A 19,872-nucleotide genomic window follows, 5' to 3' on the forward strand; every position below is an offset into this window, starting at 1 on the left:
TAACCATGCCGAACACAGTAGTTAAGCTTCTTCACGCCGAGAGTAGTTGGTGGGAGACTGCCTGCGAGGGTAGGACGCTGCCGTGCTTTTTAGTATTCCGGCTTAGCTCAGTTGGTAGAGCGCTTGACTGTTAATCAAGATGTCGTCAGTTCGAGTCTGACAGCCGGAGTTAATTTGGAGTGTTGTCCGAGTGGCTTAAGGAGCATGATTGGAAATCATGTATATGGGTTAATCCTGTATCGAGAGTTCAAATCTCTCACACTCCGCTATTAATAATAAGAAGCTTGTAATATCAACTATTACAAGCTTTTATTATGCTTTCGCACGGCATTTGCACGGCATAAAAGTATAAAAAATAAAAAAGCTAAATATTTAACTCCCTAATTGAATTAGTGGCATCAATTTTATTTTGATCATTTAGATGAGTATAAATGTCTAAAGTCATCTTAATATCTTCATGTCCCATTAGCATTTGAACTGTTTTTGGTTTTATGTTTGTTTCACTTATTAGCAAAGTTGCAAATGTATGTCTGAAACCATGGATAGTAATTCGCCTTAAATTAGGATTCTTTTTGTAAATTGCATTTAGCCATTGAGCAGGTTTTGTTAATGTACACCATTTCCCATTAGCTCCGTGAAAATGGAACTTAGACAAACGCTCACCACGCTTATTTTTATATTCTTTAATATATGGATCTCTTTTAGGCATTTTTTATCCACTAATATCTCTTTAAGAACATATTTTAAAAATTGAGTTGAAAACTCAAAAGAAAAAGAACTAGTGTCACCAATTGCTTTGCTAAATCCTATATTAATATTGGAGCTTTCCTAAAATCATTAACAAGTATATTTCTTAACTTATTGATATTGATCAGAAAAACCACTCAGAAGGTACATGACTTTTTCAAATATAACTTTTGAGAATTAACTTATTAAAGCTGGTTATCATCATACTGTTCTTAGCAGTCCACAGCTCGATCCTACAGGTACTATGAGTAACTCCGCTGCATCAATCTTTGAAGCACAAAATAAATGGCAAGCAGCCTATCATGCCATTGAACAATGCGCTGATAGTTCAAAGCAACCATTCAGAACGATTTTTAAATCACTTTACATTGAAGAGCTTACTGATTGGCAAGTAGCAGCTAAAGTGCAATACAGTGATTCCATATATAGTGATTTAAAACATTATGCTCTATGTCAGTTTGCAGATACTATTGATACTTAGAAAACAATTTATATTCTAAAAATTCCAGAACTTAAGGTATTTAAAAATCGGGTTATAATTGGGGGAAGGCTGGATTTATTATGTGTTATATTAGCATTGTATATAGATTAAGTGATTTTTTTACACAATTCTTTTATTTTTTTCATTTAAAAGTGTCTCCTTAAAATGTAAATAACAACCTGAGCTGCTGTAATGGTTGTAGGCGAGTTCGATTCTCGACACCGCAATAGACGTATGATCCATTGGCGTGATGAAGCAAATAGATCAACTCAGTGAACGTGTCAAAATGTGGAGCTAATAGTTTGTTAGTTTGAAAAATCATGCTAATCTGATTTACCCAGATACAATCATTTAGTAGCAAGTTCAATTTAAATAATCGTTATTGTCCGTAATGACGGTAAACTAATTTATTCATGTTTAAGTAATTCGTAATAAATCATACTTTGAGTATGGTTTTTAATTTGTCTTAGGTGTATAAATTAATTGTACGAATTACTTAACATGGAGGAAACAATGAACTTAGATGAAATAAAAAAATTGTTAAACAATGATTTAATTGAAGTTGACATGTATATGTGTCATTGGTCAACAGATAAAAAGAATAATCTGAAAGAGTTAAAAGTAATAAATCCGACTATAAAAGATAAGCTGAAAAAACAATTAAAGCATATTGTAGAATTTAATATAGATAAGTTTAAAGATTATGATAATACGGAGTACAATATCATTGGATGCGATGACGATAAAATTGAAAGTACGAGTGTAACCAGGTATCAAAACCAAATTAATCTAATTTTTAAGGCGCTAAAAGGTCCATTTGAAAGCGATGATGATATTAAAATAGATGATTTTGATTTTTTTGTTTATAAGTTTTCTTTTAAAGATAATGATGATAAACATGACTTTTATGCTGTTAGACGTACGAAAAAGTTTAAAGCATTAAAGACTGGAATTTGGGGAATGCTAGAAGGTGGAGTATATAGTTCGCTTGATACAGAAAATGTTTTAGGAACCGATAGCTGGGTGGACTTTTTTATATATAAAGATGATATTTTGATTTTACAACATATATCATTTGAAAGAATTCTTAAATTAAAAAACGAGTTTAAAGAAGCCGCTGAACGGGTATTGAGTTCAGAATTATTACACCAGAAAATCAAAAATTTTGATCAACTTAAAATTGATGCATTAAATAATCAGAACTATATAAAAAGACTTTCTAAATTGGAAGGAACTAGTAGAATAAATTTATTTTTAACTAAATTAGATAGAACCAAAGATGCTATAGATAAACTTGGATTAGATATTGAAGTAGACACTATAGCTGACAAGCTTGTTTACAATAATAATTCTCAGTTAGGAGAATTTATTAATCTTATGCAAGATGCATATTATAAAACGCTAATTGGCGAAGAGAACGGAGTTGATGAACGTAAAAATTTAATTTCTAAATAATTTCTTTACTTTTTAGTTTGTAGAGGGGAAATATGAAAAAATTGCAAAAAGTTATGGGAATTTGTCTAAAGATATTTTTATTTTTATCTTCATATATACCTTTATTTATTATGGTTTTTTTGAACTCAATGAATCAAATTTCAATAATATCAATTGTCAAAACATGGAATTTGAATCCGACTCTCTGGATAATTTTTTTGGTTATAAGCTTTCTCTCTATTGTAATATTTATTTCCTGGCTATGTAGAATGAAAAAAACATTTAAGGGCAAAAGCCCAATATCTATAAAAAACTTAACTTTGAATGATTCAGCAGTTTTAAATTTTTTTGTTACATTTATTGTGCCAATCATTTCCTTAAAGCCTGAATCTTGGCCATCTGTGATTTCAAATTTAATTTTATTAATCATAGAAGGGATCTTTTTTATTAGCAATAACACTCTTTATTTCAATATATTACTAATATTCTGTGGATATCATATTTATAGCTTTGTTTCTGACAATAACAGAAAAAATATCGTTATAACAAAATGTAGTTTAAAAGACCAAACCTTTAATGATGTAAAAGGCGTAGAGTATGGTACAACTAATATATATTATGCTGAAAAAATAAAACATAAATAATATTACTTATGAGACGGTTTAAACAGCCTTTTTTTATTTGGAGGAAAACAAGAAATATAGAAAGAAACCAGATGTTGTTGATGTAATGGAACAATTACAAGAGGAATTGTTTCAGTAAGAATGGATTATAAAGATTCTAAGCATTACGCTTTAAAGATAAAAATATGATGGTTCCCAAAGTTTCAGATTATGTCATTAAAGACATGAAAGCTAAATTCTATCCGTGTAAGTCAGTTACTTTAAGAAAACATATGAACTAGTTAAATAAATTAATCATAAAGTTAATAAAAAATTATAAATTTTTTAACTTTATCTTTAATTCAATTATATAAAGGATAGACGCCATTTTCTATTTACACTTATAACTTGGAATACTGTGAAAAATGTAAATTACATGAAACACATATAAAAATAACATCCTAATTGATAATATTACTATCAGAGGCGATATGATGAATTTTAACGATTTTTGGTACTGGTTAAGTAATGGTACAGGGGCTGAATGGATAAGTAGTATAGGCGCATTAGTAGCAATCGTTTTCGCATATTGGCAAATATATGAGCAGAGAAAAGAATATGAAAATGATAGACGGGAAGAAAAAGTCGAAAAGAGATTAAGCAATAGACCTTTTTTTACTGTTATTCAAAAGAATATAATACAAGAAGAAAAAGAAGTAGTTTGGGTAAATACTGATGATGCTGGATATCTTTTTCTTTATTCGAAAAATATAAATAAAACGCAAATATCTTTTTTTAAAGGGTATCTTTATGAATTTAGGAGTGTGACGCCAAATATAGCACTAGATATTGTATTGCAAATTAATTATTACGACAATAATAAAAAGCTAAAGTATTCGGATACAATATGTACTTGCACACCGGTAGTGGATAAAGAAAAAATACTTTTCTCACCTCATAATGTATTTGCAAGTTATGATGAAGTAGTTAACATGAGTAAGGACATATGCTTGTTTTATAAGTCAATTGATGGCATTTATTATCGTGAAGTGTGGAGAGAAGAAGTGACAAATCAAAATGTAGGAAATAATATTCAACCGAACGCGTCAATTTTAAAATTTATGGAAATAAAAGAAGTAGATTCTGCTGATGTTCCACAACAAAATCAGGCAATCGGCTGTTTGGTAAATCATAAAAACAAAATTTATGCATCAAAAAAGTAATAAATATAAGTGAACTCTTAGAGAGTGACATTATCATGTACTAAAAGTATCCCAATAGTGATCTTTTTATGCTCAAAAATGAAATGATGTGAAGCATAGACTAAACTGTAAAACAACAAAATTTTTTTGATGAGTAAATAGGGCAACTAATACTTCAGAAGCTCCATTAAAAGCTGTTTACGGTAATCGAACTGCATATTCAATTAGAAATGAAAACCTGAAAAACCATAACTAAAAATATCCAGAAGAAAAGATTAAAGTTTTGAATCTGCTAAATTAACAAATGCTCAAGAAAGCTATTCAGGGTAAATAAATAGAAACATTTTTAACTACTAAAGGACTATATAAAAAAGTAGAAGTTTCATAAAAAGAACGGATAACAGCCGCAAAAGAATTGCTTAAAGGATATCAAGTTGATGCGTTGAGAAAAGTACAGTTACGCAAAATCAAAGCTGATGTAGCAATGGCTTAACAATTACTACCGAATGACAACGATACAACAGTAAATTTCAATTCTGGTGTTCCAGAAGAGAAAAGAGCTAAACCTTTATGTACAAGTTCTTACCTGTACTATATGGTATTCTTGGTACATTTACAATTAGAAACATGATAATTATTAGCTAAAGAGAAAATATGTCTCAACTAAATCTCCTTTTGTTTTGATAATGAACGATTTTAGAGTTATTGGAAATAAGAATGCTAATATATTTATGTTGCATAAAACTTGCTAACAAATTCTATGATTCACTTGTTTGAGCAAAATTTTTGGACACTTGGTCTAATTAATTACCAACCCTCAAAATAACACCCATCACACGAATCAAACAAAAATTTTAAAAAAGTGTAGACATAAAAAGAAACTTATGCTAAATTATTAGAAGTGGTCGAGAGACAACAACAAAATGGAGGATTAGCTCAGCTGGGAGAGCATCTGCCTTACAAGCAGGAGGTCACAGGTTCGAGCCCTGTATCCTCCATAATAATGGTGGTGTGAAGGGAAGTTCGCGCCGCCATTATTTATTGATTTAACTAATAAATTGAATCTTTGCATTTTCCTTCAGAATAGGTATACTATTGAATGTGCTTTGATTCAGAACAATGACCCGTTGGTCAAGTGGTTAAGACATCGCCCTTTCACGGCGGTAACATGGGTTCAAATCCCGTACGGGTCACTTTGGAGGATTAGCTCAGCTGGGAGAGCATCTGCCTTACAAGCAGGAGGTCACAGGTTCGAGCCCTGTATCCTCCATCGTTCTATGGCTACCGAACCTGCGGTAGCTTTTTTTATTATCAAATAATGTATAAAAACATAGAACGAAAAATAAAAATATCGGTTCAAGTCCTGAGAGGATCCTTTAACGGAGATGCCTTGTAACCGAATAGCTATTGTCTATAGGGGGACTATTATGGAAAAACGTTTATTTACTTCAGAATCAGTTTCTGAAGGTCATCCAGATAAAGTTGCTGATCAGATTTCAGATGCAATTTTGGATGCTATTATTGCCAAGGATCCGCAAGCTCATGTTGCTTGCGAGACTATTGTCAATACTGGAATTGTCTATGTTTTTGGAGAAATTTCTACAACTGCATATGTTGACATTCAAAGCATTGTTCGCAAGACTGTTTTGAGAATTGGTTATGATAAACCTGAGCTCGGTTTTGATGGCAATAATTGCGCCGTTTTAATTGATATTGATGAACAATCACCGGATATAGCTCAAGGTGTTGACCATTCACTTGAAACACGTGAAAATCAATCTGATAATGATCAGCTGGATCAAATTGGTGCAGGTGATCAAGGCTTGATGTTCGGCTTTGCAATTAACGAAACGCCTGAATTAATGCCTTTACCAATTTCACTGGCTCACCGCTTAATGCGGCAAGTTGCAAAACTCCGTAAAGATGGCACTTTAACATGGCTTAGGCCTGATGCTAAGGCCCAGGTAACGGTTGAATATGATGAAAAGCAGAAGCCTAAGCGGGTTGATACTGTGGTTATTTCTACTCAAACCGATGATAAAGTTTCTAACAAGGAAATTCGTCAGGCTATGACTGATCTGGTGATAAAAAAAGTAATACCTGAGAAGTACCTGGACGAAAAGACCAAGTTTTTGATTAATCCGTCGGGTCGCTTTGTTATTGGTGGACCAAAAGGCGATTCAGGTTTAACTGGCCGTAAAATTATTGTTGATACCTATGGCGGCTACGCTCGTCATGGTGGTGGTGCATTTTCAGGCAAAGATCCAACAAAAGTTGACCGTAGTGCCAGCTATGCGGCAAGATATGTAGCTAAAAATATAGTTGCTGCAGGCCTAGCTGAGCGTTGTGAAGTTCAATTGGCTTATGCAATTGGTGTCGCTCATCCTGTTTCAGTTATGATCGATACGGCAGGAACGGGAAAAGTTAGCGATGACTTATTGACCAAGGCCGTCCGTAAAGTTTTTGATTTACGTCCAGCCGGTATTATAAAAATGCTGAATCTTAGACGACCGATTTACGAGCAAACGGCAGCTTATGGTCATTTTGGCCGGACAGATGTAGATTTACCATGGGAAAAGACCGATAAAGTTCAAGAATTGTTAGACTTTGTTAACGAAAATAAGTAATTTTTTTCATAAGTAAGGGAGTTGTAATTTTGAAGAAAACAAATGTACGAGTAGTAATGATTGCGATTTTTATGACCACATTTATGACTGCTATTGAAGGTACGATCGTTTCTACTGCAATGCCGACAATTGTTTCTGATCTAAATGGGTTGGAAATTATGAATTGGGTTGTTTCAATATTTTTGTTTATGACCGCTGTATCAACTCCTTTATATGGCAAATTAGCAGACAGTATTGGACGTAAACCAATTTTTTTGTTTGGAATAGCGTTATTTGTTATTGGGTCTGCACTTTGCGGCCAAGCTCAAAATATGGTTGAACTGATTTTATTCCGTGTTATTCAAGGATTGGGTTCCGGAGCAGTTCAGCCGGTCGCTATGACAATCATTGCTGATTTATATAGTATTGAAAAAAGAACAAAAATGTTAGGCCTCAATTCAGGATTTTGGGGCGTAGCTTCAGTCATTGCCCCATTACTAGGTGGCTTTATTGTGCAAAACCTTTCGTGGCACTGGGTTTTTTATATTAATGTGCCAATAGGGATCATTGCATTACTATTAATTATCTTTTTCCTAAAGGAACCCAAAAATAAGAAAAAATCAAAACTTGATATTAAGGGAACATTTTGGTTAATAGTTTTACTTTTGACTTTGATGTTCACATTGCAAGATTTGGGAACAATCAAACCGCTTGTTTTAGCCGCTCTAGTCGCTTTAATCGTTATCAGTGCTGTTATCTTCTATCATGAAGAAAAACGCGCAGAAGACCCAATAATGCCACTATCAATGCTAAAAGGCAGAGAGTTCCTAGCTGTAAATATGATTACGCTGTTAGTCGCCGGCGTAGTTATTGGCTTCGAATTTTATATTCCAACTTGGATGCAGGGCATTAATGGTACATCTGCTACAATCGCCGGTTTTGCGGTGACCCCAAGCTCTGTAATGTGGGTTGTAGGATCATTTTTAATTGGCGGTATGTTAAGCCGTTGGGGTGTTAAGAAAACTTTCTTTGGCTTATTAGCAGTGTTGTTAGTGGCAGATTGTATGTTGCTGATTGTGCCGATACACACGCCGTTTTGGGTATTCTGTGTGATTGCTACCTTAAATGGCTTTTCCTTTGGGGGAGTTTTAACTGCTTCACAGGTGCGCTCACAAGTTTTAGTTTCTAAAGAAAATATTGGTGTAGCCACTTCTTTTAACACTTTGATGAGATATTTAGGCCAAACCATGATGGTATCAATTTTTGGTATTACCTTTAACACCATTGTGGCGAGCCAACTTGCTAAACATTCGAACTTGACACAAGGTATGATGAATAAAATTGTTTCGTCAGCTAAGGCTCAAGAACTGGCTGCAAACTTAGTACCTCAATTAAGACAAGTGTTGTTTAGCGCCTTAAAAGGTGTTTACTGCGTTTCACTTGCTGCAATTATTATCTCCGTTATTTTTAACTGTATTTATCAAAAAGCAGATAGTAATAATTAATAATACAAAATTTAAATAATACCGCTGGAAGAATTGTCCAGCGGTTTTTTGCTTAAAAATATCTTCCGCAGTAGAAATATCTTTTCTTAGAAATTATAATTAATACTATTAAAAATAAAATTTAACGGGAGCAGTAAAAATGGCAAGGGAAATTACAAATTGGCGTTCCTTAGGTGGAAATGTTGGCGCTGACGGAAGAAAGGTCAAAGATGGACTTTTATTTAGGTGTGGCCAGCTATATAATCTAACCGCCTACCAAAAAGAACAGGTCCAGAATAAATATCAAATTAGGAGAGTTTTTGATTTTAGGGGTGAGGAAGAAAGAAAACAATATCCGGATTACTTGTGGTCAGGATTAGATTATGTTGTAATTGATGTTTTAAAAGACGCTCAAGTTAATCAGGCAAGTGTAGATGAAATTATTTCTGCTAACAATCAAGCTGAAAAGGATATGCTTACCACCTATGAAGAATTAGCACTCCAAAATTCAGCACAAAAAGGCTATCACCAGTTTTTGCTGACACTAATAAATGATCCGGTGCCGACTGCCTTTCACTGTTTTGCTGGTAAAGATCGTACGGGTGTGGCAGCGGCTTTGATTTTGAAAAGCCTGGGAGTGAGTGATGAGCAAATTTTTGCTGATTACTTAAAAACAATTACGGCTAGAAAACAAGAAAATCAAGCGATTTTGGACTACTTAAGAGACCAATTAACCAGTTCCCAATTAGAAGATGTGGCTGTGGCTTTAACTGTGCAAAAATCCTATTTAGAAAGATATTTTAAGGCTATTAAGCAAAATTATGGTGATTTTGATAACTATTTGATTAAAGGGTTGGATTTGCCGCTTGATTTTAAAACTAAAATGAGACAAATTTATTTAGAGTAAAAAACAAAAGAGCCCGGGAAAAATATATATTTCTCCCAGACTCCTTTATTTTTAACTTATTTGACTATTTTTACCTAATTTCTTCATCTGCCTTGAAAGCCATGGCCATAAAAAATTGAGGATGGTGAGAATGACAATTGAGACTATCAGAATTCTATAGCCAAAAATAAAATTAAGCTGTGAGTTGTTAAATCTTGTTGCTAAGTTTCCAGTTGCCACCTGAGTTGAAAGCAGGTAAGTCATTGGTATGTATTGCACAACTGCGGTTTTAGTCATTCCCCCAACACCAGAGGTTGATTGTAAAATAAATGGTAAAATTGCACCACCTAACAGTATGAATAGTGCTAAGAAAAGACAACTTAATTGATTACGGGTAATTTGAGCTAAAAGCTGTACCAAAAGCACGATGAAGATGCATGCCAAGGTAGATAAAGCAAGCGCAGGCTTTAACCAAACAGAAAGTGGTTGATAAGTATTTTTGAGCATTCCTGGCAAAATAACTCCTTGAATTGGATAAGAGAGTGAGCCACTACCAAAAAGCAGACTGCAAAGTCCCCAGATTAAAACGCTGCTGAAAAGAGTTAGTGAAAAAGCAATTAGTAATCCAAAAGTGATATCTAGGATTACACTGTGCTTGTTTGGTAACAATACGGCACGATTTAAATGATCAACATACTTTGATGCGAAAATATTACTTAATATAAAACAAAGCATGACGATGATCATTGCAGGCAAAAATCCTTCTGAAAGTTTAAATAGGAATAACCAACCCTGTTTAGGATGCTGCTCATTTTGTTCTGGTAAATTTGCTTTTTTTAGAGCATGCAAACGGGCATTTTTCTGCTTAATTTCTTGTCTGAGATCAGCCCCACCAATTTTGACTTGCGCTGCTTGCCTGTTATTTTGACGAATCATCAGTTCATATGCATGATCCCAATTTTCATTATCTAGGGCTTTTAATATCTGCCGCTCATTTCTATTTTGATTTTTAACCGGGGGCAAATTAGCTTGGGACTGTTTCTGCTGGCTTAAATCTTGGTTTATTTGGTAACGGATTGTAGTTTGATCACCTTTTAAAGCATTATAGCCTAAAATAAACCCTGCACATATTAGCACTATACTTAAAATTAGCCATGTCAAAGTATTTTTAAATACTTTTTTAAATTGTAATTCGAAATAGGCCATAGCTCTATCCTCGAACTAATTGGTGGTGCTTTAATGTCAAAGTATCATCAACAATTCCTGCTACTTCATCTTGATAATGAGAAGCCATAATAATAAGCTTGTTTTGCTTTGCTAAATTGGCTAATTCCTGATAAAGAGTTTGCCGGCTATCACTGTCAAGGCCATTATTAATTTCATCCATTAGTAAGTACTGGGCATCACTTAACTCGTAAAGGGCAACCACCAATTTTTGCTTCATCCCCAATGAATACTTTCTAATTGCAGTTTTTACATAATTATTCATTCCCCAGCGGTTTATGATATCTTGTAGATCCAGGTTTGAATGCCACTCGTTTTTAACAAATTGCATATAATCGAACCCCGAAAGATTTTTGTCAAACCAGTCAGAAGTTTCGAGGTAAAAAACCTGGCTTTTGACTTCAGCAAAAGGCTTGCCGTCAAACAAGACTTGGCCTGAACTTGGCGCCAGTAAGCTGACCATAGTTCTGAGGACACTGGTTTTACCAGTGCCGTTAAGTGCATGAAGCATGTATATTTTGCCATTTTGAAAGTTAAAATTGGCATTTTTGAGTATGGGTTCGCGTAATGTAAGGGTTAAATCTCTAATTTCAATCATCTTGTTTTCCTCCCTTTCTGGGCTTTTCGTGCTGTGAGGTAGTTTAAAAATAACAGAATAATAATTCCTAGGGCTAAAACTAGCATGCCATTAGTAAAATTAACTTGCGGATAAGTAACTAATTTAGTTTCATCAGCAAAGACATAGGCATTACTGATGCCAAACATACCATCGACTGGTTGTAAGGAGAAAAAATAGCTCATGGGGATGAATTGGGCAAAATTTCTCGCTGCTACTACGTATTGTGGGAGAACCATACCACCAACTAATATCAGAACAGAAATGAATAATGCCAACAGACGGTTTTTAAATACTTGTACGAAAAGCAAAACCACACTTGCAATGAACATAAAGCTAAATAATTCTAAAATTAAAGTAGGGCAAAACAACTGATACATTGGAATGAAGATATTCCGTTTAGCTACTGCGTCTATGCCCATCATCGGATATTTAAAGTTACCAGTCCCGAAAAATATACTCGGAATAATAAAAAGCAATAGAAATGCTGCTAAGAAATAACCGAATCCAATTAACGAACCAGCGCCAAATTCAATCAGCAAATGATTTTTTTGCGGTAAAAGATTTGCTAGAAGCATTCGTTCATAAAAACCGGACGAATATAACTTGATCAGAATAAAAATTACGGCTAAAACTGCTAAAGGTGGCAAGACTTCCTGCATCATTTCTAATATAAAAAATCCGCCCTTAACAGAATAGTGCTCATTTTCTTCTGGTAAGTTATTTCGTTTCAGATACTGTAATTTTTGAATATTACTTTCAATTGCCAGTATATTTTCTTTACTGGCATCATTACGTTTTGCATCAGCAAGATTGTATTTTTCCTGCTTTATTATGATTTGATAAGCCTGCTGCCACTTATTCGTTTGAATTGCTTTAATTAAGGTCTTAAATTCTTTCATAGATGACTTATTCTCTGCCAGATCCAGTTCAATTTTGTGGCGGGTTGTTTTGGTCAAATTAGCTTTTTGTAACTGTTTTTGATAATATCTGACATTTTTCTCTTCCAGAGCTATATTTTCTTTAGCTTCTATTATGCGCGGATTAATATAGCGAGAATTGTAGTTTTTTATCCAAAAATAAAAACATCCGAGTAAAATGGCTAAAAGGCTAATCCAGGTAAATTTACTTTTGAGCACCTGTTTGATTTGTAACTTAAAATATGGCATTTTTCTCACCTCTTTATATAAAATTAAAAAGATAGTTTAGACGTTTTAAGATAATTTTGATAAAGTTAACTTGTTTTTATTCCTTTTTGTGCTTTTTCGGCGACAAAGTAATTTAGAAGCAAAAGAATTAATATTCCTACTAGTAAAACAATTACACCGTTAGTAAAATTTACTTGCGGATAAGTTACCAATTTCGTTTCATCTGCGATGACATAGGAATTACTGATACCAAACATGCCATTCACTGGTTGTAAAGCAAAGAAGTAGCTCATCGGAATGAACTGAGCAAAGCTCCGTTCAGCTACTATGTATTGTGGGATAACCATACCTCCAACCAATACCAGTACAGAAAAAAGTAACGCAATAATAGGATTCTTAAAAAACTGAACGAAAAATAACACCATGCCTGAGATAAAGATAAAACTTAACAATTCTAACATTAAAATTGGCAACAAGAGTTGATGCATTGGAATAAAAATATATTCTTTAGTCACAGGGTTCATGCCCGCAATTGGATAGTTAAAATTGCCAGTTCCGGCAAAAAGACTAGGTATCAAAAAAATCAACAAGAAGGTAACGAGAAAATAACAGAAACCCATTAAAGAACCAGTAGAAAATTCGCTTAATACCAATCTATTTTGCGGTAATAAGTTGCCTAGCCTCATACGGTCAAAGTAATCAATTGCAAATATTTTTACCAGAACAAAAATAACGGCTAGGACTACAAGTATAGGTAAGAATTGTTCCATAACAAAAATAAGAAAAAAACCGCCTTTTACTGGATTAATAGTCTGTTCTTTTGGTAAATGTTGTTTGGCTAATGTTTGCAGTTCCAATAAATCACGTTTACTTATAGCAACGGCTTCACTATTCGAGCCATTTTTCTTAGCATCAGCAAGCCAAAATTTGGCTTCTTTAATCATGATCGGATAGGCTTTTTGCCAATCTTTGGACTGGAGGGCCTTAATGAGTTTTTGTTTTTCAGCTATATCTGATTGGGAACCCTTTAGACTTTTTCTTATTTGCTTCTTATTGTCCTCATCTAATTTTTTCTGTTTGAGTTCTTTTTGAAAATATATGACGTTTTTCTTTTGAATAGCTACATTAGCTTTTGCAGTACTAAGTTCCATACTGTCAGACTTGCTAGCATAATAATTCTTTGTCCAAAAAGAGAGGCAACCTACTAGAATAGCTAACAGACTGATCCAGGTAAATTTACTTTTGAGCATTTGCTTAACTTTTAACTTCACGTACGGCATTTTTCGTCACCTCTTAATTTAGGTTTAAAAAAACTGCTAGATTAAAATTATTGATCTAGCAGTTTTTATGACTTTAATATTAAAATTAATATCACAGCAATAACACAATACCTTTTAAGTGCAAATATTTTGTTACTTGATGATATAATATTATTTCCTTTTTTGCAATCAAAAATTCATATAATATTTATTATCCAAAGGGTAAATTTAATTAATAAATTGAAAAATTAATATGTAGTTAAACTTTTGTTTTAAAAATTACTAGCTGACTTTAAAGTGAAAATGAGTTAAATTTGTATATATAATTTGAATTTTTGTTAAGGAGAAAAAATGAAACGTGACGATTATATCAAAGCACTAAATCTTGAACCGCATCAAGAAGGTGGCTGGTTCAGGCAAGTTTATGCGAGTGATAAGCAGTTTTATGATGAAGATAGTAAAGCAGAACGGTTTTATTATACATCCATCTATTTTTTGCTTGATGACACAAGTTGTTCTCACTTTCACCGTTTGAATCATGATGAAATGTGGTATTACCATGACGGTGAAGCGATTACTATTCACTGTATTACTCCAGAAGGTAAATATTCAGCCGTTAAATTGGGTAAAAATGTTTCTGCTGGTGAAAGAATGCAATTTAGAGTTCCGAAGAATACCATTTTTGCTTCGGAAGTTGTAAAACCAGATAGTTTTTGTTTAGTAAGCTGTGTAGTTTCGCCAGGATTTGATTATCACGACTTTGAACTGCTTAAAAAGGCAGATTTACTCAAACAATATCCTGCCTACAAAAAAGTCATTGAGCGGTTAGCGCTGGATTAGAATGATTTTGATACTAAAAAAAGGATTCAAAACTTTAAATCAGTTTGAATCCTTTTACTTAGTATAAATTGCTTTGTGCTCTTTGACTTTCTAAATAATAATGGTAAAGAAAGGAGTATCCAATTAAGAGAAATGCGATTCCCTCTAGAAAACCCCCAATTACGTCAGATGGATAATGGACATGAATGAAAATTCTGGTGTAACCAATTAATATTGGAAAACAAGCCCAAACAAGACATAATACTGTTTTAGCAGCTTTATTTTTGATTAATAAAATTGTTAGAACAATTAAAATTCCAAATAAAGTAGCACTGCCAACAGAGTGACCTGAGGGAAAACTGTAACCATGTGCAGCAACAAGATGTTCAGTAAGTGGTCTGTGCCTTGCAATAGCATGCTTGATGATCCAATTATAGCCGTTAGCACCTATCATGGTTCCTGTAGTAAAAACAGCACATGCAAATCTTTTGCTAAGTGCTAAAACAATCACCAAAATTATAGTTTCAATTGTGATTACATTTGTATTTCCTAAATTAGTAAAAGTTGTCGCAAACTTGATTATAATAGGATTATTGTTGCAGATAATATTAATCATTGATTGGTCAAAATTGTGAATAAATTGATTTTCAGAAGCAACTAAAATTGCCCAGATCGCGTACAAAATCAAAAATATGGTCGCAGGTATTATCGTGTCTCTCTTTGTTTGTATCGTTTTGTTCAAAAATTTTCTCCCCTTGTTTTTTTTTGCATTTGTGGTAAATTATAATCATTATTGGTCAAAAAATAAAGATCAGGAACTAGTAGCAGTTTTATTTTTCTATAGAGAAAAGTCGGTTGGTGCAAGACTAGAAAAAAGATTGTGAACTGAGCCTGGAACAATTCTAACGTTTGCTATCCGCGTTAAGGGGCAAGAAGTGTCACGCTTTTGGCGTGGAACTTAGGTGGTACCGCGATTATTCGTCCTATGAAAGAATTTCATAGGACTTTTTTTATGAGGTAAAAATATGTACAATCACAAAGTTGTTGAAAAAAAATGGCAGGATTACTGGGAAAAAAATCAAACTTTTAAAACAGGTAACGATCCCAAAAAGAAGAATTTTTATGTTTTAGATATGTTTCCTTTTCCATCTGGTAAGGGACTTCACGTAGGACACCCCGAAGGGTACACAGCAACAGATATCATTGCAAGGATGAAACGTAGCCAAGGCTATAATGTACTGCACCCAATGGGCTGGGATGCTTTTGGCCTTCCGACTGAACAGTATGCTCTTCAGACTGGGCAAGACCCGGCAGTTGTTACTACTGAAAATATTGCCAATTTCAAACGGCAGCTTAATACTCTAGGATTCTCATACGACTGGAACAGGGAACTAGCAACTTGCGATCCTAAGTATTACAAGTGGACCCAATGGACATTTGAACAAATGTATAAAAATGATTTGGCCTATGAAGCGGAAGCACCGGTTAACTGGTCACCTGATTTAGGTACAGTTGTTGCTAACGAAGATATTGTTGATGGTAAGACTGAACGCGGTGGTTATCCTATATATCGGCGCAACATGAAGCAATGGATGTTGAGAATAACTAAATATGCAGATCGTCTTCTTGCCGGTTTGGATAATCTTGACTGGCCAGAAAATATTAAAGAAATGCAACGTAACTGGATTGGGCGGTCAGTAGGTGCCCAAATTACTTTTAAGGTTAAAAATTCTAATGAAACATTTGATGTCTTTAGTACCCGACCAGATACTTTATTTGGCGCAACCTATGCTGTTTTAGCTCCTGAAAATAAATTAGTCCAAAAAATTATGACCGCTGGTCAAAAAGATGAAGTTAACGCTTATATTAAGCAAATTGAATCTAAGTCCGACCTTGAAAGAACAGATTTAAATAAAACCAAAACTGGAGTCTTTACTGGCGCTTACGCCATTAACCCCGTAAACAACAAAGAAATTCCAATTTGGATTGCTGATTATGTTCTTGCTAGCTATGGGACTGGTGCCGTAATGGCTGTACCGGCCCATGATACGCGTGATTATGAGTTCGCTCGGAAATTCAATTTGCCTATTAAACCAGTTATTAAGGGCGGAGATGTTGCACAAGAAGCATATACTGGTGACGGCCCTCATATAGATTCAGAGTTTTTAAATGGACTTAACAATGCAGAAGCAAAGGATAAAATCGTTGGGTGGCTTACTGAACACCACGCTGGAGAAAAAAAGGTTAATTACAAGTTACGAGACTGGGAATTTAGTCGTCAGCGTTATTGGGGTGAACCAATTCCAGTAATTCACTGGGAAGATGGAGAAACTACATTGGTTCCAGAAGATGAATTACCGCTCGTTTTACCTCATGCAACCGACATTAAGCCGTCAGGTACACCTGAAAGTCCATTGGTAAACTTGCAGGACTGGGTAAATGTAGTTGACAAAAACGGTCGTAAAGGTAAAAGAGAAACTAATACCATGCCTAATTGGGCAGGTTCATCATGGTATTTCTTACGCTTTGTTGATCCACATAATGATAATAAGCTGGCTGATTACGAAATGCTAAAGAAGTGGATGCCAGTTGACCTTTATATTGGTGGCGCAGAACATGCTGTCCGGCACCTGCTTTATGCCAGATTCTGGAATATGGTATTGTATGATTTAGGTGTTGTTCCTAATGAAGAACCATTCCAAAGACTATTCAATCAAGGATTAATCCTGAAAGATCATGATAAAATGTCCAAGTCAAAAGGTAATGTAGTTAATCCAGATGATGTCATTGATGAGTATGGTGCAGACAGTCTTAGAATGTATGAAATGTTCATGGGACCCCTTGATGCATCCATTGACTGGGATGATAATGGTCCTGCTTCAACCAAAAAGTTCTTAGACAGAGTTTGGCGTCTGTTCGTTAATGATTTGGATCTTAAAGCCATACCACAAGAAAATATTGTGGCTGAAAACGATGGCACTTTAGATAAAATTTATAACGAAACTGTTAAAAAAGTAACTGAAGATTTTGATGACTTACATTTCAATACTGCAATTTCTCAATTAATGGTCTTTGTTAATGCTGCGCAAAAAGCAAAAACGATTCCAAGAAAATATGCGGAAGGTTTCATTACGCTTTTAGCCCCAATCGCTCCTCACATGATGGAAGAAATCTGGCAAATCTTTGGTCATGAGCAATCCGTAACTTTTGCCAAATGGCCAACCTATGATTCAGCCAAACTGGTTGAATCAACAGTCGAAATTATGGTTCAAGTAAATGGCAAGCTGCGTGGCAATTTTAAGGCGGCTGTTGACATGGATAAAGATCAAGCTCAAAAACAAGCATTGGCATTGCCTCACGTCCAGAAATTTTTAGAAGGCAAAGATATTAAAAAGGTCATTGTCGTACCAAATAAGATTGTCAATATTGTAGCTAAATAAAGTTAATTTTTCCTAAAGTGCAAAGTATATTTGTTGTTAATTGCCCATTTTCATTCACAATAATATAGTTAGTAGACTAGATTTAGGGAACTTTAATGAAAGAAAATAATTTATCTGAACAAAATACACAAAATACCTTTATTAAGGGCAGTGCATGGATGACTTTCGGCTCTATTACCTCACGTATTTTGGGTGCTCTCTATATTATTCCATGGTTTTATTGGATGTCGCCCTATGGTAATATTGCCAATGCCTTAACTGCCAGAAGTTATAACATTTATAGTATTTTTATTTTAATATCCACTGCGGGCATTCCAGGTGCTGTTGCTAAACAGGTGGCTAAGTATAATGCGCTTAATGAGTACGGAGTTGGACGTAAGCTTTTTCATCGCGGCTTAATATTAATGGTATTTCTAGGAATTATTTCTGCTGCAGTGATGTATTTTGCTTCACCTTTTTTAGCTTCTAATGGTTCACAAATTGATCCAAGACAAGTAAGGGTAATGAGAAGCCTGTCTTACGCCATCTTAATTATTCCTGTATTAAGTATTATGAGGGGTTATTTTCAAGGCTACGAAGACATGATGCCGTCAGCAATGTCCCAGTTTGTAGAACAATTAGCACGAGTAATTTGGATGCTGTTAACTGCTTATATTATTATGCAAGTACAGCATGGTAATTTTGTTGATGCGGTGGTGCAATCAAATTTGGCTGCTGCGATTGGAGCAGTTTTTGGCATAGCTATTTTAACGTGGTTTTTGCTGTCTAGACGTAATAAACTTAACGAGTTAGTTGAAAATTCCAATAATGAAATACAGGTTTCAACTTCTGCTCTTTTTGCTGAAATTATTGCCCAGGCAATTCCTTTTATAATTATTGATGCAGGTATTCAACTTTTTTATCTGGTAGACCAATATAGCTTTCATCCAATTATTTCAAGTTTGGTTAGTGCAACTAATAATACAATTGAAACTTGGTATGCGTTATTTGCGCTTAATGCCAATAAGTTGATAATGATCATTGTGTCTTTAGCAAGTGCTATGGCTGTGACGACAATTCCTCTGTTGTCTGCAGCTCACACTAAGCATGATTTTCATGCAATTTCTGACCAAATTGGTAATACTTTAGATTTATTTCTATTTGTCATGATTCCCGCTTCCTTTGGCATGGCTGCGATTTCTACACCAATCTATACCATCTTTTACGGATATGACAAACTAGGATCAAATGTACTTTACCTTTCTTCCTTTACAGCTATTAGTTTGGGCTTGTTTACGGTATTAATGGCTATTTTACAGGGCCTATCGGAAAATGGACTTGCAATTAAATATTTAGTATTAGGGTTAATCATTAAGATTTTAATGCAATACCCCATGATTTATGTCTTTAAAATATTTGGCCCATTGATTGCCACTAATTTAGGAATGCTTGTCATTATCTTTATGGCGATAGAACACCTTAAGATTAATTACAATTTCAATCAGGATCGTACAAGACGACGTTTTATTGGCATTACTGCATTTTCAGTTATCATGTTTTTGCTGGTTTTGGCAGTAGAAAAAGGACTGGAGTTGTTCTTAAGTCCTGCAAGCAGCTTACAGTCACTTGTCATTGTTTTTGTCGCGGTAGTTGTGGGTTGCGTGTTTTATGGCTTTGCGGCTATTAAGTCTAATTTAGCGCAGAAAATTTTAGGAAATAAAATCATTCCAATATTGGAAAAACTGCACATTCGTGCTTAAATAAAACCTAATATAAGCGAATTTGATACCGATTGTTCAGTCGGTATCATTTTTTATTTTATTTAATTAAACAACTTAAGATTAATTATGAATTGGGTAAAAAGTGAGGTAAAATAAAAAAGCTCCTAGGCTGCTAGAATGAACTCTGGCGCTTGCTGAGCTTTTTTTAATATAATAATCTTTAA

15 protein-coding genes, 5 tRNA genes, 1 rRNA gene, 1 pseudogene, 1 riboswitch and 1 other annotated feature are annotated in these 19,872 nt (G+C 34.3%); of the genes and pseudogenes, 16 read left to right on the forward strand and 6 right to left on the reverse strand.

Going from position 1 to position 19,872, the window contains the following annotated elements; genetic code table 11:
- The 3 genes from rrf to ACFQ32_RS00010 all read left to right on the forward strand — a co-directional run.
- Nucleotides 1-86: ribosomal RNA gene (gene rrf / locus ACFQ32_RS10280) — 5S ribosomal RNA — on the forward strand; the annotation flags it as partial.
- 10 nt (nucleotides 87-96) lie between these two features.
- Nucleotides 97-169: transfer RNA gene (locus ACFQ32_RS00005), tRNA-Asn, on the forward strand.
- A gap of 7 nt (nucleotides 170-176) precedes the next feature.
- Nucleotides 177-266, forward strand: a tRNA-Ser gene (locus ACFQ32_RS00010).
- Between the two features lie 98 nt (nucleotides 267-364).
- Here the strand turns inward: ACFQ32_RS00010 and ACFQ32_RS00015 are convergent.
- Nucleotides 365-682, reverse strand: a pseudogene (locus ACFQ32_RS00015) (tyrosine-type recombinase/integrase); the annotation flags it as partial.
- A 309-nt stretch (nucleotides 683-991) separates the two neighbouring features.
- Here ACFQ32_RS00015 and ACFQ32_RS00020 point away from each other — a divergent pair.
- The 10 genes from ACFQ32_RS00020 to ACFQ32_RS00065 all read left to right on the forward strand — a co-directional run bounded on the left by ACFQ32_RS00020 (nucleotide 992) and on the right by ACFQ32_RS00065 (nucleotide 9,463).
- A complete protein-coding gene (locus ACFQ32_RS00020; RefSeq protein ID WP_046325177.1) occupies nucleotides 992-1,228 on the forward strand; it encodes a hypothetical protein in 237 nt (78 codons plus the stop codon).
- A 513-nt stretch (nucleotides 1,229-1,741) separates the two neighbouring features.
- Nucleotides 1,742-2,683 (forward strand): Kiwa anti-phage protein KwaB-like domain-containing protein, encoded by a 942-nt coding sequence (locus ACFQ32_RS00025; RefSeq protein WP_046325176.1) that lies wholly within the window; start codon nucleotides 1,742-1,744, stop codon nucleotides 2,681-2,683.
- Between the two features lie 32 nt (nucleotides 2,684-2,715).
- Nucleotides 2,716-3,306 carry a hypothetical protein gene (locus ACFQ32_RS00030; protein WP_084619567.1) on the forward strand — a complete coding sequence of 197 codons (591 nt, stop codon included), beginning with the start codon at nucleotides 2,716-2,718 and terminating at the stop codon, nucleotides 3,304-3,306.
- 452 nt (nucleotides 3,307-3,758) lie between these two features.
- Nucleotides 3,759-4,487, forward strand: coding sequence for a hypothetical protein (locus tag ACFQ32_RS00035; RefSeq protein ID WP_046325174.1), 729 nt, complete (start codon nucleotides 3,759-3,761; stop codon nucleotides 4,485-4,487).
- Nucleotides 4,488-5,391: 904 nt separating this feature from the next.
- A tRNA-Val gene (locus ACFQ32_RS00040) sits at nucleotides 5,392-5,464 on the forward strand.
- Nucleotides 5,465-5,587: 123 nt separating this feature from the next.
- Nucleotides 5,588-5,659 (forward strand) — tRNA-Glu (locus tag ACFQ32_RS00045).
- 4 nt (nucleotides 5,660-5,663) lie between these two features.
- A tRNA-Val gene (locus tag ACFQ32_RS00050) sits at nucleotides 5,664-5,736 on the forward strand.
- Between the two features lie 79 nt (nucleotides 5,737-5,815).
- A riboswitch (SMK box riboswitch) is annotated at nucleotides 5,816-5,896 on the forward strand.
- The gene (metK, locus tag ACFQ32_RS00055; protein ID WP_046325173.1) at nucleotides 5,894-7,093 is read left to right on the forward strand and encodes a methionine adenosyltransferase; all 1,200 of its coding nucleotides are present in this window, start codon (nucleotides 5,894-5,896) and stop codon (nucleotides 7,091-7,093) included. Its footprint overlaps the riboswitch before it by 3 nt.
- Nucleotides 7,094-7,122: 29 nt before the next feature.
- Nucleotides 7,123-8,577, forward strand: coding sequence for an MDR family MFS transporter (locus ACFQ32_RS00060; RefSeq protein ID WP_046325172.1), 1,455 nt, complete (start codon nucleotides 7,123-7,125; stop codon nucleotides 8,575-8,577).
- 139 nt (nucleotides 8,578-8,716) lie between these two features.
- Nucleotides 8,717-9,463: a tyrosine-protein phosphatase gene (locus tag ACFQ32_RS00065; RefSeq protein ID WP_046325171.1), complete on the forward strand. Its 747-nt coding sequence runs from the start codon at nucleotides 8,717-8,719 to the stop codon at nucleotides 9,461-9,463.
- 51 nt (nucleotides 9,464-9,514) lie between these two features.
- Here the strand turns inward: ACFQ32_RS00065 and ACFQ32_RS00070 are convergent, their stop codons facing one another.
- The 4 genes from ACFQ32_RS00070 to ACFQ32_RS00085 all read right to left on the reverse strand — a co-directional run bounded on the left by ACFQ32_RS00070 (nucleotide 9,515) and on the right by ACFQ32_RS00085 (nucleotide 13,710).
- Nucleotides 9,515-10,648: a hypothetical protein gene (locus ACFQ32_RS00070; RefSeq protein ID WP_046325170.1), complete on the reverse strand. Its 1,134-nt coding sequence runs from the start codon at nucleotides 10,646-10,648 to the stop codon at nucleotides 9,515-9,517.
- Between the two features lie 4 nt (nucleotides 10,649-10,652).
- Nucleotides 10,653-11,264 (reverse strand): ATP-binding cassette domain-containing protein, encoded by a 612-nt coding sequence (locus ACFQ32_RS00075; protein WP_046325169.1) that lies wholly within the window; start codon nucleotides 11,262-11,264, stop codon nucleotides 10,653-10,655.
- Nucleotides 11,261-12,451: a hypothetical protein gene (locus tag ACFQ32_RS00080; RefSeq protein ID WP_046325168.1), complete on the reverse strand. Its 1,191-nt coding sequence runs from the start codon at nucleotides 12,449-12,451 to the stop codon at nucleotides 11,261-11,263. Before ACFQ32_RS00080 ends, ACFQ32_RS00075 begins: the two co-directional genes overlap by 4 nt.
- A gap of 65 nt (nucleotides 12,452-12,516) precedes the next feature.
- Nucleotides 12,517-13,710 carry a hypothetical protein gene (locus ACFQ32_RS00085; protein ID WP_046325167.1) on the reverse strand — a complete coding sequence of 398 codons (1,194 nt, stop codon included), beginning with the start codon at nucleotides 13,708-13,710 and terminating at the stop codon, nucleotides 12,517-12,519.
- 330 nt (nucleotides 13,711-14,040) lie between these two features.
- On the opposite strand from ACFQ32_RS00085, the gene ACFQ32_RS00090 reads away from it, so the two are divergent.
- Nucleotides 14,041-14,529 (forward strand): cupin domain-containing protein, encoded by a 489-nt coding sequence (locus ACFQ32_RS00090; RefSeq protein WP_046325166.1) that lies wholly within the window; start codon nucleotides 14,041-14,043, stop codon nucleotides 14,527-14,529.
- Nucleotides 14,530-14,587: 58 nt separating this feature from the next.
- On the opposite strand, the gene ACFQ32_RS00095 is transcribed toward ACFQ32_RS00090, so the two are convergent.
- Complete coding sequence (locus ACFQ32_RS00095; protein ID WP_046325165.1) at nucleotides 14,588-15,250, reverse strand: phosphatase PAP2 family protein; 663 nt, start codon at nucleotides 15,248-15,250, stop codon at nucleotides 14,588-14,590.
- A gap of 56 nt (nucleotides 15,251-15,306) precedes the next feature.
- Nucleotides 15,307-15,497 (forward strand) — a binding site (T-box leader).
- A 36-nt stretch (nucleotides 15,498-15,533) separates the two neighbouring features.
- Here ACFQ32_RS00095 and leuS point away from each other — a divergent pair.
- Together leuS and ACFQ32_RS00105 are read left to right on the forward strand one after the other, a co-directional pair.
- Nucleotides 15,534-17,948, forward strand: coding sequence for a leucine--tRNA ligase (gene leuS / locus ACFQ32_RS00100; RefSeq protein WP_046325164.1), 2,415 nt, complete (start codon nucleotides 15,534-15,536; stop codon nucleotides 17,946-17,948).
- 95 nt (nucleotides 17,949-18,043) lie between these two features.
- A complete protein-coding gene (locus ACFQ32_RS00105) occupies nucleotides 18,044-19,687 on the forward strand; it encodes a putative polysaccharide biosynthesis protein (protein ID WP_046325163.1) in 1,644 nt (547 codons plus the stop codon).
- Nucleotides 19,688-19,872 lie beyond the last annotated feature (185 nt).

The sequence above is a fragment of the Lactobacillus melliventris genome, from assembly GCF_042679465.1.
GTDB classification, from domain to species: Bacteria; Bacillota; Bacilli; order Lactobacillales; family Lactobacillaceae; genus Lactobacillus; species Lactobacillus melliventris.